The organism is Pseudoduganella sp. SL102 (assembly GCF_027856995.1).
In the GTDB taxonomy this organism is placed as follows: Bacteria; Pseudomonadota; Gammaproteobacteria; order Burkholderiales; family Burkholderiaceae_D; genus Rugamonas; species Rugamonas albidiflava.
The window spans coordinates 4791056-4807714 of record NZ_CP115554.1 but is presented as its reverse complement, the minus strand read 5'-3'; the positions used below and the strand labels follow the sequence as shown (position 1 = coordinate 4807714).

Below are 16659 nucleotides of genomic sequence, written 5' to 3'. Positions count from 1 at the left end.
CCCGGGCAGGTCCTGAGCCCAGACGTCGGCTAAAACATCAGCCCGTGTTGCGCAGGCCCGCCGCCACGCCGTTGATGGACAGGTGGATGCCGCGGTGCACCCGGTTGTGCCGGTCTTCCGGCGCGGCCGGGTGGGCACGGTGGCGCCCGATCAGTTCCACCTGCAGGTGGTTCAGCGGATCGAGGTACGGGAAGCGGTTCGTGATCGAGCGCGCCAGGGCCGGGTTGTGCACCAGCCGTTCAGCGTTGCCGGTAATGCGCTCCAGGCAGTGCACCGTGGCCGCGTGCTCGGCGGCGATGCGGTCGAAGATCCGCTGGCGCAGCGCTTCGTCCGGCACCAGGGCCGCATAGCGCGAAGCGATCGCCAGGTCGGTCTTGGCCAGCACCATGTCCATGTTCGACAGCAGCGTGGCGAAGAACGGCCAGTGCCGGGCCATTTCCTGCAGGGTGGCCAGGCGTTCGCCGTCCTGGTCTTCGCCGAGCCATCCGGACACCGCGCTGCCGAAGCCGTACCAGCCGGGCAGCAGCACGCGGCACTGGCCCCACGAGAAGCCCCACGGAATGGCGCGCAGGTCTTCGATGCGCCGCGTCGACTTGCGCGACGCCGGGCGCGATCCCAGGTTCAGTTCGGCGATCTCGGCGATCGGCGTCGAAGCGAAGAAGTAGTCGGTGAAGCCGGGCGTTTCATACACCAGGCCCCGGTAGGCGTGATACGCCCGTTGCGACAGTTCGGCCATCACCTCCTCGAACAGGGCGAGACGCGGCGCCTGTTGCGGGCCGGCGCAAGCGCCACCCGGCAGCAGGCCCGCTTCCAGCGTGGCCGCGACCAGCAGTTCCAGGTTGCGGCGGCCGATCTCGGCGTTCGAGAATTTCGACGAAATGATTTCGCCCTGCTCGGTGAGGCGGATCTGGCCATTCACGGTGCCCGGCGGCTGGGCCAGGATCGCTTCGTAGCTGGGGCCGCCGCCGCGGCCGACGGTGCCGCCGCGGCCATGGAACAGGCGCAGCCGCACGCCGGCGGCGGCGAACACGTCCACCAGTTCCAGCTCGGCCTGGTACAGCTCCCAGTTCGAGGTGAGGAAGCCGCCATCCTTGTTGGAGTCCGAATAGCCCAGCATGACTTCCTGCAGGCGGCCCTGGTGCGCGACCAGCTGCGCCACCGGCGGCAACGCCATCCACTGCGCCATGATGGCGGCGGCGCGCTGCAGGTCGGGGATGGTCTCGAACAGCGGCACCACCATGACGGAACCGCGCATGCCGTCCGGATGCAGCAGGCCGGTTTCCTTTTGCAGCACCAGCACTTCAAGCAGGTCGGACACCGTCTCGGTGTGCGAAATGATGTAGTGGCGGATGGCCCGCTGGCCGTGGCGCCGCTGCAGTTCGCGCGCCGTGCGGAACACTTCCAGCTCGGAAGCGGTGGTGTCGGAATAGTCCAGGAACGGCGAGAACAGCAGCCGCGGCCTGGCCAGTTCGCCCAGCAGCAGCGCCACCTTGGCGTCCTCGCCGAGCGCCGCGTAATCCGGCTCCACGCCGCCACGGGCGAACAGCTCGGCCAGTACCGCTTCATGGACGTCCGAACCCTGGCGCATGTCCAGCGAGGCGAGGTGGAAGCCGAAGATCCGCACCGCGCGCAGCAGGCCGTTCAGGCGCGGCTCGGCCAGGATGGCCCCGTTGTTGGCGGCCAGCGACGCGGCCAGGACCGACAGGTCGCCGTGCAGTTCCTCCGCGTCGCGGTAGGGCGCGCTGGCGCCGGGCTCCTTGCGCAGGATCGCCGCCGCGCCCAGTTCGCGCGCCGTGGCGGCCAGCCGCGCATGGATGCCGATCAGCGCGCGGCGATACGGTTCGTCGTTGCGGTGCGGCGAGTCGTCCGGGGATTGCCGGGTCAGCGCGAGCAGCGCCTCGCTGGCGGGCACCAGCAGGGTCGAGGTGGACAGCTCGGCGCCCAGCGCATGCACTTCATCGAGGTAGAACTCGAGGATGGTGGCCGACTGGCGCAGCAGCGCGTGGCGCATGGTGGCCGCGTTGACGTTCGGATTGCCGTCGCGGTCGCCGCCGATCCAGCTGCCCATCTGCAGGTAGTCGGCGTCGTCCAGGTCCAGCGCGCCGCCGCCGAAGCCGTGGGCGATTTCCCGTTCCACGTCGTCATACACGGCGGGCAGTTCGCGCAGGAAGGTGGTGCGGTAGTAGGACAGCGCATTGTCGATTTCATCGGCCACCGTCAGCTTTTCATAGCGCAGCATGCGGGTCTGCCACAGCGTGGCGATGCGCGCCTGCAGCAGCTGCACGTTGCGTTCGCGCTCGCGCGGGGTCAGCGGCAGGTCGCGCTCGGCCAGCAGCCGGGCGATCGCCAGCCCGGCATCGAGGATGCTCTTGCGCTGCGCTTCCGTGGGGTGCGCCGTCAGCACCGGGGAGATCAGGGCTTCGCGCAGGAACGCGGCGATCGCGTCGCGGCCGACGCCGGCATCCTTCAGCCGGGCCACCGAAAACGCCACCGACGACGGCTGCGGTGCCGAGCCGCCCAGCAGGTGGGCGCGGCGGCGGCGGATGTGGTGGCGGTCCTCGGCGATATTGGCCAGGTGCGAGAAGTAGGAAAACGCGCGCACCACGGCATTGGTCTGCTCCGGCGCCAGGTTGGCCAGCAGGGCCGACAGTTCGGCGCCGGCGGCACGGTCGTCTTCGCGGCGGAAACGCACGGCGCTCTGCCGGATCGCCTCCACGACATCGAACACCGCGTCGCCTTCCTGTTCGCGGATCACGTTGCCGAGCAGGCGGCCGAGCAGGCGGATGTCTTCCTTCAGCGGCGCATCCTTGGCCTGGTCGGGCGCTGTGGGAGAAAAGGGCGAGGCATGGTCGGCGGTGGCGTTGAGGGCGCGATTTTGCATATCGTTCGATGTGAAGAGTTATGGGAATGTCATGGCCCGGTGGGGGCGCTGATGATTGTAGCAAGTTTCAGCGAAATAGGCTTATTTTCGTAAAATTACTACATGTAGTCAGACTACTTTCAAAAATACTTGACGTGCCGCGCCGAAAACTTGTACGTTCGACCAGGCTCCGGCGGCCCGCGGCATTGCTTCGCAGCTCGCGGGCGTGAATGGTAGGATGTCCTTTTCCCTGTTGACCGAGATTGCAATGACTGTATTCGCCATGCCTGTATTCGATGCCACCGTCCTCTACGACGGGAAGGAACTGTTCAAGGGGCAGGGGGCCGCCGCGGGCTGGGCCGCGAAGCTGGCGGCCGAACTCGGCACGGAGGTCACCGTGGCGAAGATCGGCACCGGCTGGGCCTTGTGCGGCAACGTGGATGGCACCGATTGCCGGTGGGGCATCCACGGCCAGCGGTTGAAACGGCTGGACTGAGGCGGCTGGACTGAGGCGGCTGGACTGAGGCGGCTGGACTGAGGCGCCTGGAATGGGCCGGGCGGCGCCGGCGCGCGGTTGGCCCTGCGGGCCCCGGCGCCGGCAATGGGCGCGCTGTGCGGCGCGCCCGGTCACGGTCAGTCGCTGGCGTGCTGCACGAACACCGCCGTGGTACGCGCCGGGATCGTGAAGCTGCCCGCGCCCGCGTCGTAGGCCGAAGCCCTGACGACCGCGTCGCTGCCGAAGCGCTGCACATCGTGCAGTTTCAGCTTGCGGCCCTGCAGTTCCGGAATGGTGACGGTATTGGCCACCTTGTCCACGTTGAACAGCACGACGACCCGCTTGTATTTCGCGCCCGGATACGGCCTCGGCTCGGCACCCGAGATGCTCATCGCCACCACGCCCGGCACCTGTGCGGGACCCGTGTTGTGGAACTTCAGGCGGTCGATCACATCCTGGGCCGTGCGCAGCCGGAACAGCGTGCTGCTCTGGCGGATCGCCAGCAATTCCTCGAAGCCGCCTTTCGCCGCCAGGATCGCCTGTGTATCCGGCTTGATGAGCGGATTGGCCAGCACCGGCGCCATCAGCGGCCAGCTTTCCTCGTTCTTTTCCGCCAGCGGCAAGCCCACGCCGAAATTGTTCGACGCATAGCTGTAGTCGAGGCGGTTGAACCAGTCGCCCGCGTTGTAGCTGTCGCGGTCGAGCGACTTCGAACGCAGGATTTCCTGTCCGGCATGGATGAACGGCACGCCCTGCGCCAGGATGTTGATGGCCGCCCCCAGCGTCTGCACGCGCACGCGGTCGGCCGGCCGGGTGGCCTGCGGCAGTTTCAGCGCGTTGACGTCGAACAGGGTCTGGTTGTCGTGCGCCTCGACATAGTTGATGGTCTCGGCCGGACTGCCGGCGAAGCCCGCCCGCTGGCCGAAGTAGTCGATCTCGGCGTTGCTGCGCAGGTTGCCGAAGCGGTCGACGAAGCGGTAGTCGCGCAGCGTGCCGGAAAGTGCCACGCGCACCAGGTCCGCCAGGCGCAGCGTATCGTCGCGCGTCTGCGTCGACTGGGCATTGGGGTCGAGGCCGGCGCCGTTGATGAAGCCCTGCTGGTCGACCAGCGCCGCGCCGGTGTCGCAGCAGCCGCCGCCGCGCACCGTGTCGCGGATGCGGTCATTGAACGAGCCGATGCCGGTGCCGAACATATTGGCCTGGCGCGCCTGCACGAAGCGGGCGTCGTTGCCGACCGCGCCGAAGTTCCAGGCTTCGCCATACAGGTAGATCGGACGGCCCGCGGCGCTGTCGGCGGCCACCTGCAGGCGCTTCATCAGCTCCAGCGGCGTGAAGCCCATGATGTCGAAGCGGAAGCTGTCGATCTTGTACTGCTTCGTCCACAGCGCCACCGAGTCGATCATCAGCTTGGCCATCATGGCGTTTTCCTGCGCCGTGTCGGCACAGCAGCTGTCGTTCAGGATATTGCCCTCGGCGCCCAGGCGGTAGTAGTAGGCGGGCACGATGCGGTCCAGCACCGACAGGGGACCCTGCTGCGACTGGCTGGTATGGTTGTACACCACGTCCAGCGTCACGCGCAGGCCGGCTTCGTGCAGGGCCTGCACCATCGCGCGGAACTCGCGCACGCGCACCGCGCCGTCGGCGGCATTGGTGGCGTAGCTGCCTTCCGGCGTGTTGTAGTGCACCGGGTCGTAGCCCCAGTTGAAGCAGTCGGTGTCGCGCGTGGCGGCCACGGCGGCCTGCTGCGCGGTCGAGTCGGCGGCCGCGCCGGGGATGGCCGGCGTCACGCACGCGGTTTCGTCGACACTCGAGAAGTCGTAGCTGGGCAGCAGGTGCACGTGGGTCATGCCGGCCTTCTGCAGCGACTTCAGGTGGCGCATCGGCGCCGCTTCCGTGTCCGTGAAGGCCAGGTACTTGCCGCGGTGCGCGGCCGGCACCGTATCGTCCGACGCGGAAAAGTCGCGGATGTGCAACTCGTACAGCGCGATGTCGGTGGCGGCGGCCAGCTTCGGGATGGGCTGGTGGTCCCAGCCGGCCGGCTTCAGGCGCGGGCTGTCGAGGTTGGCGACGAAGCTTCGCTTGCTGTTGGCGGACACGCTCAGCGAATACGGATCGGTCACCGTGTTCGTCACCAGCGTGTTGTTGGCCCAGCGGGACAGCACCTGCACCGTGTAGGTGTAATAGGCGGTGTTCGTCCACGAGGCATTCGGTGCGGTGTACGACCAGACGCCGCTGGCGGCATCGCGCGTCATCGGCACCGAGCTCGCGCTGGAGGCGGTGGCGCTGGCATAGACGTCCAGTTGCACGGCCTTCGCGGTCGGCGCCCACACGCGGAAGGTGGGCACGCCCTGGCGGTCGAACGTCACGCCCAGCTGCGCATCGCTGGCGCGTGCGGCGAACACGTCGTCGAGCATGCCGGCCTGCTGCAGCGAGGTGACCTGCACCAGCGCGCCATCCGCGCCGAACTGCGCGATGGCGAACTGGGCGCTGGCGAGGCGTGCCAGGTTGGTGGCGGTGGCATCGGCCGCGGCCAGGCGCAGGCCGGTGGCGCCGGCCAGGTGCGGGAACTTCTGCCGGATGGCGTCCGGCAGGGCGGCCGGCTGCAGTGGCAGGCTGCCTTCGGCGCCGGCCAGGCCGGTCGTCGCGTCGGGCGTGGGCGCCAGGCCGCCATGGGTCGCGTAGAACAGTTTATAGGTGGCGTTGGCCGGCGCGCCGGGCCAGGCCAGCGTGGTGGCGGACAGCCAATGCGCCTTGGCGCTGCCCAGGTTGCCGAAGCTGAGGGCCGGCTGGCTGTCATGCACGGTGCAGTCGCCTTCCAGCATCCACACTTCCTGGCCGGCGGTCATCACGTCGGGGCGCAGGGGAGCCTGCTGGTCGGCGGAACAGTTCTTGGTGCCGTTGCCGTCCGTGACGAGGAACTGGATGGCGGTCTTGCCCGCCGCCAGCGGGATGTCGACATAGCCGCCGAACGCGTCGCGGCTGGCGAACATGAAGCGGCCTGTGATCCAGGCCGGGCTCGGGTGAAGCGGGCCATCCCACGAATACACGCCCCACTGGGCTTCGTCGCCCTGGATGCGGTGGAAATGCATGCGGATGGTGCCCGCTGCCACGGGCGTGGCGGCACTGGCGGCCTTTACCGCGCTGGCCTGGCGCTGCGGCGTGGCGGCGCTCTGCTGGCCGTCCGTCGCATCGCCGCCGCAACCCGCCAGCACGCTGGCCGCGACGATGGCAATGCGCCAGTGTGAAATCAAACTACTTCCGATGTTCATGTGTCTCCCTGTCGTTGTTATCGAAGGCACGAGGCGCAGGCGGCAGCCGCCACCCGTCTAGCCAGGTCCCTGTAATAATACTACTGAGATTGCATGCCGCGATGCGCCCGGTGAGTCCTGTTGTTTTATTTTCACTACAGGCACTCGACAGGCGCGGCGGTGCCGACGCGGAGCAGCACGACACACGTAGAAAAGTTGAGGGAGCGAAATATTTCCAAAATTCGGGGACAGTCCCCGAATTTTGGCAACATGAGTGAAATCAGGGACTTACGCAGCGAGCCGCATTGCTGGGCTGGTCGTAAAACAACGCTGTTGCCGAGAACCGGGGGCAGACCCCGGTTTCAGGGAGCATTGCCCAAAAATGGGGACTGTCCCCGATTTTTGGCAAGATGCGAGGACGGGGGAGCTGGGTTAGCGCGCCAGCAGGTGCGGGCCGATCTCGCGCACGGATTTCACGCCGGTGAGCACCATGTTGGTCCGGATATCCTTTTCGAGGATGGCCAGCAGCCTGGCGACGCCGGCCTCGCCCTGTGCGGCGAGCGCGTACACGAAGGCGCGGCCCAGCAGCACGCCGTCGGCGCCCAGGGCGAGCAGCCGGAACACGTCGGTGCCGGTGCGCGCGCCGCCGTCCGCGAAGATGGTGGTCTTGCCCTTGACCGCCTCGGCGATCGCCGGCAGCGCGCTGGCGGTCGACAGGGCGCCGTCGAGCTGGCGCCCGCCATGGTTCGACACGACGATGCCGTCGGCACCGAACGCCACCGCATCGCGCGCATCGTCCGCTTCCAGGATGCCCTTGATGATCATCGGACCCTGCCATTCATCGCGGATCCACTGCAGGTCCTGCCAGCCGATCGCCGGATCGAAGTTCGCGCCGAGCCAGCCGATGTAGTCGGCCAGGCCGGTCGCATGGCCGCGGTAGGCCGAGATGTTGCCCAGGTCGTGCGGGCGCCCGAACAGGCCGACATCCCAGGCCCAGCGCGGGTGCGCGATGGCTTGCAGCATGCGCCGCAGCGGCCCGTTCGGTCCGCTCATGCCGCTGTGCGCATCGCGGTAGCGCGCGCCCGGCACCGGCATGTCGACGGTGAACACCAGCGTGGTCGCGCCCAGCGCCCTGGCGCGCTGCAGCACGTCGCGCATGAAGCTGCGATCCTTCAGCACGTACAGCTGGAACCAGATCGGCTTGTCCGCCGCGGCGGCCACTTCCGCCAGCGGACAGACCGACACCGTCGACTGGATGAAGGGGATGCCGCGCTTGCAGGCCGCGCGCACCGCCTGCACTTCGCCGCGGCGGGCATACATGCCGGTCAGCCCCACCGGCGCCAGCGCGATCGGCAGCTCGTGGCGGGTGCCGAACCATTCCGTCGACAGGTCGAGCTGCTCCGAGCCTTTCAGCACGCGCTGGCGCAGCTTGACGCGCTGCAGGTCGGCGATGTTGGCGTCCATCGTCTGCTCGGCACCGGCGCCGCCATCGAGATAGTGGAACAGGAAGGGCGGCAGCCTGCGGCGTGCAGCTGCGCGGAAATCGGTCGCGGAAGAAATGATCATGTGGTCGGTAGTGGGTTGATCCCCATGGCATGCATGCGGTAGCGCCGGTCGCCCGGCAAGCAGGAATTGTCACGAAACGATCGATTTTAGTGCCGCACGCGCGTCCGTGTAGTCAATATGATGAGAGAACGCATCTGGCGGGGCGGCGATTCAGGCCGCCAGGCATTGCCGGTACAGGTCGAGGTAGGCGCGCGCCGCTCTTTCCCACGTAAACCGGGCAGCGTGCGCGCGGGCACGCTGGGCGCCATCGCCGTCGGCAAAGCGGGCCATGCCGGCGGTGAAGACTTCGCGCATGTGGTCCGGGTCGAAGTGATCGAAGTAGCAGGCGGCCTCGCCGCCCACTTCCGGCAGGCTGGTCAGGCGCGACAGGAACACCGGCCGGCCGTGGTGCATCGCTTCCAGCGCCGGCAGGCCGAAGCCCTCGGCCAGCGACGGGAACAGGAAGGCCTCGCAGTGCGCGTAGTACCAGTCCTTGTCGTACTGGCTCACCGGGCCGGTGATGGCCACCTGGCCGGCCACGCCGAAGCGCGCCGCCTCGTCCAGGATCTTCTGCCGGTAGCCTTCCTTGACGACGCCGGCGACGACCAGCGTGTAGCCGGTGCCGCGCAGCAGGGGAACCAGCACGTGGAAATTCTTCTTCGGGCACACCATCCCGACGGTAAACAGGAAGCGGCCGGGCGGCTTGAAACGCGGCTGGTGCCCATCCGGGGCGCGGCTGGCATCGGCGCCGTTGTGGATCACCGAGATCTTCCCGTCCGCTTCGGGGAACCAGCGGAGGATGTCGGCCTTGACGAACTCCGAGATCGCCACCACCCGGTCGACCCCGGCGATCTTGCGCGCCATGCGGCGCAGGTATCGCGCCAGCTTGCGGCTGCCCGCCGGATGTTCATGCACCTGGTTCAGGTCATGCACGGTCATCACCGTCCTGGCGCGCACGCGCGCGGGGCCGAAGCGGCAATACTGGTCCGCGAAGTGCACTATATCGAACTCCCCGCCGCGCGGGAAATACCAGCGGTGGTACCTGTGGTGCGGCACATAGGATGCCTGCTCGCCCAGCACCCCGCGCTGCGGCGGATAGGTGTAGGCACTCATGCCGAACGCGCCGGCGCCTTGCCTGACGAGTTCGCGCCCCAGGCTCCGGCCGAAGGTATGCAGGCCGGTATTCTCGTGGCGCATGGAGTCGAGGGTGATCAGGAGCCGCGGCGTCATGGCTCCTCGGCGAAGCGGTCGGCGTGGCGTGCCGCGGACCCGTCGCGCCATTGCAGCACCACGTCCGCCACCTGCGCCGCGCTGATGGCGGCCATGCAGGTGCAGGCCTGCGCGCCGGTGCAGGTGTCGCATTGCCGGGCACCGCACAGCGACGTGGCGTTCGCGCCCAGTGCGCCCCAGCGGGCGATGTCGATCGGCTGCACCGGCGGGAACAGGCCCAGCGTATTGCGGCCCAGCGCTGCCGAAATGTGCAGCGGCCCGGTGCCGCTGGCGATCAGCCCGTCCGCCATGCCGATGAGTGCCACCAGCCCGCCCAGGTCGTAGCGCCCGCACAGGCTGCGCACGTTCGGGCTAGCCAGCAGGGCCGGCGCTTCGCGCGCCAGCAGTTCGCCCTCGGCACGGCTGCCGGTGATCCAGATCGCGATGCCCGGATCGCTGGCCAGCCTGGCCGCCAGCTCGGTGTAGCGCGCCAGCGGCCACTCGCGGCCATTGCCGTTCGACTTCGGATGCAGCACCAGGTTGAAAGGCGCCGGGCGGAACAGTTCAGCGATGTCCGGCCCATGCGGCGCCCGCAAGCCATACAGCGGCACGATTTCCGGCAGGGGCGGCAGGTGGTCCATGCCGAGCGGTTTCAGCAACGCGAAGTTGAGCTGGGCCTCGTGCAGGCGCGAACGTGCCCGGGTGAAGTGCGCCAGCCGGTTGCAGTTCCACCAGTGGTGCAGCCGGTGGCTGCTGCCCACGCGGTTCGGCACCCCGGCACGGCGCGCCGCGGCGGCCAGGGCCCGGTGCGGAAACGCGAAGATGACGGTGTCGTACTCGTGCTCCTGGAAGAAGCGCTCGATGTCCAGCTCTTCCAGGGCAAGTGCCTGGTCGATGAAGGCGCTGCAGCGTGCCACCGGCGCGGCATAGGCGCGGCACAGCATGTCGACTTCGACACCGGGAATATGCTGCTTGAGAAACCCGGCCAGCGGCAGGGTGAGCACGACGTCACCGATATTATCGGTGCGGCAAATGAGGATGCGTGATGATTCGGAAGGCATTACCGGACTTCTGGTCTCTCTTTATTCTGCCAGCAATTGAACGGCGTAATGGACCTGTGCAATGCGGCGGGGCGCAGGCGCGTATTTTACGGATGGCGAACGCGTATTGTAACGGCATTGCGCCATTCTGTTCTCGATGAATCGGCATCTTTACACCGCATTACCGCCTTTGACCCGCCATGCGTTCCGGTACAGGCGCGACATTGCACCATCGGCGTGCACGATGTATTCGACAGCCTACGCATCGATTATGTCAGGCGCATTACCGGCCATGGCGGCGCGGCCGTCGGAAATGCCAATGAGTATGAAATGTTGCTATATGTCACATTGGCGTCATACCCGCTTCCTACAATGGGCGCCGTCCGAAAGCCGCCGGCCGCGTGTGTACGCCGTTGCCGGCCCCGTGTCCGTTTTTCCAGCCGACCCAAGCCATGCTGAACATCTTTCGCCGCCACACCGGCTCCCGCGTCGTTGCCGCCTTCGCCGCCATCCTCGCCATGCTGGCGATGGTGACCCTCGCTTCCCTCTGGTCGCTGCAGAAAGTGGCCGGCAATGCCGACCTGCTGGTCGACGACAAGCTGGCGCGGCAGCGCCTGGCCATCGAACTGCGCGCCAGCGAGCAGCTCAACGCGCTGCGTGCGCTGTCGATCGCGCGCAGCGACAGCCTGGAAGTGGGCGACGCCTTCATGGCGCAACTGGCGGCCGGCGAGAAAGTCACGCAGCGGCTGGAGCGGCAGCTGGCGGCCTTGCGGGGCGATGCCGGCGAACTGGCGCTGATCGCCGCGGTGCACCGCCAACAGCAGCGTTTCCGCGCCGCGCGCGACGAGATCTTCAACCAGAAGGAAATGGGCCGCACCCAGCAGGTCGACGCATTGATCGCTTCGGACTTCGAACCGCGCCTGGCCGGCTACATGGGCGCGCTCGACGCGCTGCTGGCGCACCAGGCCCGCGCGGCGCGCCAGGTGTCGGACGATTCGCATGCCACGCTGGCGGCGATGCGCGTGCTGCTGGGCGGCCTCGGGCTGGCCGCGCTGGTGGCCGGCGCCGTGCTGGCGCTGCTGCTCACGCGCAGCATCGTGCGGCCGCTGCGCGATGCCGTCGCGTTTGCCGAGCGCACCGCCGAAGGCGACCTGACGGGCACGCTGCGCCATGGCCGCCACGACGAGGTGGGCCAGCTGCTCGATGCGCTGAACGAGATGGCGCGCCGCCTGGCGCTGACGGTAGGCGGCGTGCGCGATGCGGCGGCGGCCATCGATGCGGCCTCGGTGGAAGTCGCGCATGGCAACCTGGATTTATCGCGCCGCACCGAACGCCAGGCCGCCACGCTGGAGGAAACGGCGGCCGCGCTGGACCAGCTGGCCACGACCGTGCGCGTCAACGGCAGCCAGGCCATCGATGCCGCCCGCCTGGCGCAGGGCGCGGCGGACGTGGCGGGGCAGGGCGGCAGCGCCATCGCGCAGGTGAGCACCACGATGGAAGGCATCAGCCGCTCGGCGGCCAGGATCGTCGACATCATCGCCGTGATCGACGGCATCGCCTTCCAGACCAATATCCTGGCGCTGAACGCGGCCGTCGAGGCGGCCCGCGCCGGCGAACAGGGCCGCGGCTTTGCGGTGGTGGCGGGCGAAGTGCGGGCGCTGGCCCAGCGTTCGGCCACCGCGGCGCGCGAGATCAAGGCGCTGATCGGCGAATCGGTGGCGACCATCGGGCAGGGCACCCACCTGGCCGCCGGCGCGCAAGCCACCATGGGCGGCATGCTGGACCGGGTGGGCGGCGTGAGCGCGCTGATGGCACGCATCGGCGACGCCTCGCTTGCCCAGACGGATGGCATCGCACAGATGAACGAAGCGGTGGCCGGCCTCGAACGCGATACGCAGAACAATGCGGCGCTGGTCGAGCAGGTGGCCGCGGCGTCGGCATCGCTGCGGCAGCAGGCCCAGGTGCTCAGTACCTTGATGCAGCAGTTCCGGGTCGCGGCCGTGACGGCACCGGCCGGCAAGTCGTTGCCGGCCTTGCGGTGACGCGACCGGTCAGCGCACCAGGCAGGGCTTCTTGTTGTCGAACCGCCAGTTCGGCACGAGGAACTGCATGGCCGCGGCGTCGTCGCGCGCGCCCAGGCCCATGTTCTTGTAGGCCTGGTGCGCTTTTTCCAGTTCCGCCTCGTCGAGCTCGATGCCCAGGCCCGGCTTTTGCGGGATGCCGATGAAGCCGCCCTCGATCTTCAGCGGTTCCTTCGTCAGGCGCTGACCATCCTGCCAGATCCAGTGCGTGTCGATCGCCGTCACCTTGCCCGGCGCGGCGGCCCCCACGTGGGTAAACATCGCCAGCGAGATGTCGAAGTGGTTGTTCGAGTGCGAGCCCCACGTCAGGCCGAACATCTGGCACAGCTGGGCCACGCGCACCGAACCCTGCATGGTCCAGAAGTGCGGATCGGCCAGCGGGATGTCGACCGATTGCAGCTGGATCGAATGCGCCATCTGGCGCCAGTCGGTGGCGATCATGTTGGTGGCGGTCGGCAGGCCGGTGGCGCGGCGGAATTCGGCCATCACCTCGCGGCCGGAAAAACCGTTCTCGGCGCCGCACGGGTCTTCCGCGTAGGCCAGGATGCCGTGCTTGTCGCGGCACACGCGCACCGCTTCCTTCAGCGACCAGGCGCCGTTCGGATCGAGCGTCACGCGCGCCTGCGGGAAGCGTTCGTGCAGCGCGACGATCGCTTCCATTTCAGCATCGGCGCTCAGCACGCCGCCCTTGAGCTTGAAGTCATTGAAGCCGTAGCGCTCGCGGGTGGCTTCGGCCAGGCGCACGATGCTTTCCGGCGTCAGCGCTTCCTCGTTGCGCAGGCGGAACCAGGCGTCGCCCGCATCCGGCTCGGCGCGGTAGTCGAGGTTGGTCTTGTTGCGGTCGCCCACGTAGAACAGGTAGCCCAGCATTTCCACCTTGTCGCGCTGGCGGCCCTCGCCCAGCAGGTCGGCCACCGGCACGTTCATGAACTGGCCCAGCAGGTCGAGCAGCGCCGACTCCATGGCCGTCACGGCGTGGATCGTGATGCGCAGGTCGAAGGTCTGCTGGCCGCGCCCGCCCGCGTCGCGTTCCGCGAACGTGGTGCGCATGGCGTTCAGGATGTTGTTGTACTCGCCCAGGCTCTTGCCGACGACAAGCTGGCGGGCATCTTCCAGCGTCTGCCGGATCTTCTCGCCGCCCGGCACTTCGCCGAGGCCGGTATTGCCGGCGCTGTCGGTCAGGATCACGATATTGCGCGTGAACCAGGCGCCGTGCGCGCCGGAGAGGTTGAGCAGCATGCTGTCCTGGCCCGCGACGGGCACGACGCGCATGTCGGTGACGGTGGGAGCGCCGGAAACGGTGGTGGTCATGGTGATATCCAGTGAGTGGTGGAACTTGCCGGGACGGTCTTTCCCGGCTTTGCTTGAAGCGATCTTAAAGGCTGATCAATTCAAGAACAAACCAATTGCTGATTCCACCGAGTCACTAATTGAATCGATCACCAATTGAATCAATCACTCATAGTGAACCGATCGCGCCGTATCAATGGCCGCGTTATGTCACGTCGAGCGAAGGCGCGCCATGAACTCGCCCAGCCGCCGGAGTGCTTCGGCCAAGTGCGCGGCGCTGGCCGCATACGACAGCCGCACGTAGGCATCGGCACCGCACTGCCCGAAATCCTTGCCGGGCGTGAGGGCGACATGGGCTTCCTGAAGCACCCGCTCGCAGAACTGCCACGACGTGAGCCCCGTGCCGCTGACGTCGAAGTACACGTAGAACGCGCCGTCCGGCGGCACGGGCACGGGCAGGCCGATGCCGGCCAGGCCTTCCAGCACCAGCTTGCGGCGCCGGCCGAATTCCAGCCGCCGCTCCTCGCACACGGCCAGCGACTCGTCCGTGAAGCAGGCCAGCGCCGCCTGCTGGGCGATCGTCGACGGGCAGATGTAGTAGTTCTGCGCCAGCCGCTCCATCGTCGGCACCAGCGCTTCGGGCACCACGCACCAGCCGAGCCGCCAGCCCGTCATGCCGAAGTACTTGGAAAAACTGTTGATGACGATGGCGTCGTCGTCGAACGCCAGCACGGTTTGCGGCGGCCGGCCCGCGCCATCCCGGTCGCCCAGGTTCAGGTAGATCTCGTCGACGATGCGCCAGGCGTCGTGGCGGCGCGCCCAGTCGCAGATCGCGGCCAGCTCGTCCGGCGGGACCGAGGTGCCGGTGGGGTTCGATGGCGTCGCCACCATCACGCCGCGGGTGCGCTCGCTCCAGTTGGCCTGCACGCTGGCGGCGTCCAGCTGGAAGCGCGATGCCGGGCCGGTGGCCACCAGCCGGACATCGGCGCCGAAGCTGCCGAGGAACTGGCGGTTGCACGGGTAGGACGGGTCGCCCACGATGACTTCGTCGCCCGGATCGACCAGCGCGGCCGTGACCAGCAGCAGCGCGGCCGAGGCGCCGGCCGTGACGATGATGCGTTCCGGCGCGATCGATACGCCGTGCTCGCGCAGGTAGAAGCCGGCCAGGGCCTGGCGCAGCGCGGGCATGCCGAGGGCCGCCGTGTAGGGCAGGGCGCCGGCCCGCGCCGCCTCGGCCGCTGCTGCCAGCACGGCGGGCGGCGCGCCGAAATCGGGTTCGCCCAGGCTGAGGCGGATCACGTCATGTCCCAGCTCGCCCAGCGCGGCGGCGCGCTTGCCGAATTCCATGGCGAAGAATGGGTCGATGGCTTTGGCGCGTTGTGAAATCTTCATGGTGTGGAGGCATGCGTTGCGGTTCGGAACCCGCCAGTGTAGCGGGGTTGGCCATGATAATGAAGCCGGCGGGTACACTGGCGGCTTTATAGCGCCCGCAGCCCGACAGATGACCCAGCCCGCCCTCACCATTTCCCGCATCCTGCACGCCGGCTATGTGTTCGCGTGCGGCGGCACGCGCATCGCGTTCGATCCGGTCTTCGAGAATCCGTTCAGCCGCAACTGCCACGCCTTTCCGGACGTGCGCTTCGACGTCGACCAGATCCGCCGCGAGCGCTTCGACGCCGTCTTCATTTCGCACTTCCACGATGACCACTGCTCGCTGGACAGCCTGGACCTGCTCGACCGCGCCACCCCGCTGTACCTGTATTGCCTGTTCGGCGAGCTGTTCGACATGGTGCGGCAGCTGGGTTTTACGCAAGTCACGCAGTTGCGGCTGAATGAACCCGTCGAGATCGGCGCGTTCCAGGTCACGCCGCGCGAAGCGATGGATGCGGACGTGGACTCGATGTTCCAGGTGCGGGCGGCCGGCATGAACGTGCTCAACGTCGTCGATTCATGGATCGACGACGGCACGCTTGCCCAGCTGGTCGAGCAGGGCCCATGGGACATGGTGCTGTGGCCCTTCCAGACCATGCGCGAACTCGAGGTGCTGGCTCCGTCGCGCTTCACGGCCGCGCCGCCCGAGCTGCCGGAAGAATGGATCGCCCAGTTGCAGGCGCTGGCGCCCCGTTATGTCGTGCCCAGTTCCTGCCAGTTCCGGCAGGAACCCTGGTCCTGGTACAACCGCGCGTTCTTCCCGATCTCGTATGCCCTCTTCGCGGCGGAAGTGACGCGGGCGCTGCCCACGGCCACGGTGATGCGTCTCGATCCATCCGTGTCGGTGACGCTGGACGCCGTGTCGCTGCGGCCGGCGCCGCCCCTCGGCTGGGTGCTTCCCGTCGGCCCGCAGGATGTCGATTACACGTACGAAGGCAACGCCGCCGCGCCGCACACCAGCGAGATCGCCCGGCAGTTCGGCCCCCTGACAGAGGCGCAGCTGGCCCGCGTGACCGATTACTGCCGCACCGGACTGCCAGCGAAGTACGGGGCGGTGGAAGCCGCGTCGGAATACTTCGACGAGCCCCGCACCTGGCAGCTGTCGATCTACGATCACGCGGGCGTGGCCACGCATTTCCGCTACCGCCTGCCACCGGGCGGCCCGGCCGTGCTGGACGACAGCGCCGCGGCGCCCGGCTGGCTCACGGAAATCCCGGCCGCCAGGCTGTGGGCCGCGCTGGAAGAAGGCGAGGCGCTGACCTCGGTGTATTTGCGCATCAACGATCCCGTGGGCGAAGCCGCCTTCGATGCCGGCACCGAACGCGCCCTCGCCGGCGCCGACGTGGTCGACGATCCGCTGATCCGCTGCCTGTTCAGCGATACCTTCGGGGCTTACCAGGCCGCGCAGCTGCGCCGGCTGCTGGCACGCCCGGCCTGAAGGGCTTGCTTGCCCGGCGCG

10 protein-coding genes are annotated in these 16659 nt (G+C 68.1%); 3 read left to right on the top strand and 7 right to left on the bottom strand.

Annotated elements, in window-relative coordinates:
- Window positions 1-37 precede the first annotated feature (37 nt).
- Window positions 38-2881 carry a phosphoenolpyruvate carboxylase gene (gene ppc / locus OU994_RS20280; protein ID WP_281607407.1) on the bottom strand — a complete coding sequence of 948 codons (2844 nt, stop codon included), beginning with the start codon at window positions 2879-2881 and terminating at the stop codon, window positions 38-40.
- Window positions 2882-3128: 247 nt separating this feature from the next.
- Here ppc and OU994_RS20275 point away from each other — a divergent pair, with 247 nt between their 5' ends.
- A complete protein-coding gene (locus OU994_RS20275; protein ID WP_281607406.1) occupies window positions 3129-3356 on the top strand; it encodes a hypothetical protein in 228 nt (75 codons plus the stop codon).
- Between the two features lie 137 nt (window positions 3357-3493).
- On the opposite strand, the gene pulA is transcribed toward OU994_RS20275, so the two are convergent.
- The 4 genes from pulA to OU994_RS20255 form a co-directional block, all read right to left on the bottom strand.
- Complete coding sequence (gene pulA, locus OU994_RS20270; protein WP_281607405.1) at window positions 3494-6607, bottom strand: pullulanase-type alpha-1,6-glucosidase; 3114 nt, start codon at window positions 6605-6607, stop codon at window positions 3494-3496.
- 429 nt (window positions 6608-7036) lie between these two features.
- Complete coding sequence (gene lldD / locus OU994_RS20265) at window positions 7037-8170, bottom strand: FMN-dependent L-lactate dehydrogenase LldD (protein WP_281607404.1); 1134 nt, start codon at window positions 8168-8170, stop codon at window positions 7037-7039.
- Between the two features lie 150 nt (window positions 8171-8320).
- Complete coding sequence (locus tag OU994_RS20260) at window positions 8321-9379, bottom strand: glycosyltransferase family 1 protein (RefSeq protein ID WP_281607403.1); 1059 nt, start codon at window positions 9377-9379, stop codon at window positions 8321-8323.
- The gene (locus OU994_RS20255; RefSeq protein ID WP_281607402.1) at window positions 9376-10419 is read right to left on the bottom strand and encodes a glycosyltransferase family 9 protein; all 1044 of its coding nucleotides are present in this window, start codon (window positions 10417-10419) and stop codon (window positions 9376-9378) included. Before OU994_RS20255 ends, OU994_RS20260 begins: the two co-directional genes overlap by 4 nt.
- A 431-nt stretch (window positions 10420-10850) precedes the next feature.
- Between OU994_RS20255 and OU994_RS20250 the strand changes: the two genes are divergently transcribed.
- Window positions 10851-12440 carry a methyl-accepting chemotaxis protein gene (locus tag OU994_RS20250; RefSeq protein ID WP_281607401.1) on the top strand — a complete coding sequence of 530 codons (1590 nt, stop codon included), beginning with the start codon at window positions 10851-10853 and terminating at the stop codon, window positions 12438-12440.
- A gap of 9 nt (window positions 12441-12449) precedes the next feature.
- On the opposite strand, the gene gudD is transcribed toward OU994_RS20250, so the two are convergent.
- Window positions 12450-13790, bottom strand: coding sequence for a glucarate dehydratase (gene gudD, locus OU994_RS20245; protein ID WP_131145366.1), 1341 nt, complete (start codon window positions 13788-13790; stop codon window positions 12450-12452).
- Between the two features lie 189 nt (window positions 13791-13979).
- Window positions 13980-15161, bottom strand: coding sequence for a pyridoxal phosphate-dependent aminotransferase (locus OU994_RS20240; protein ID WP_281607400.1), 1182 nt, complete (start codon window positions 15159-15161; stop codon window positions 13980-13982).
- 109 nt (window positions 15162-15270) lie between these two features.
- Between OU994_RS20240 and OU994_RS20235 the strand changes: the two genes are divergently transcribed.
- A complete protein-coding gene (locus OU994_RS20235) occupies window positions 15271-16638 on the top strand; it encodes an MBL fold metallo-hydrolase (protein ID WP_281607399.1) in 1368 nt (455 codons plus the stop codon).
- Window positions 16639-16659: the final 21 nt, after the last annotated feature.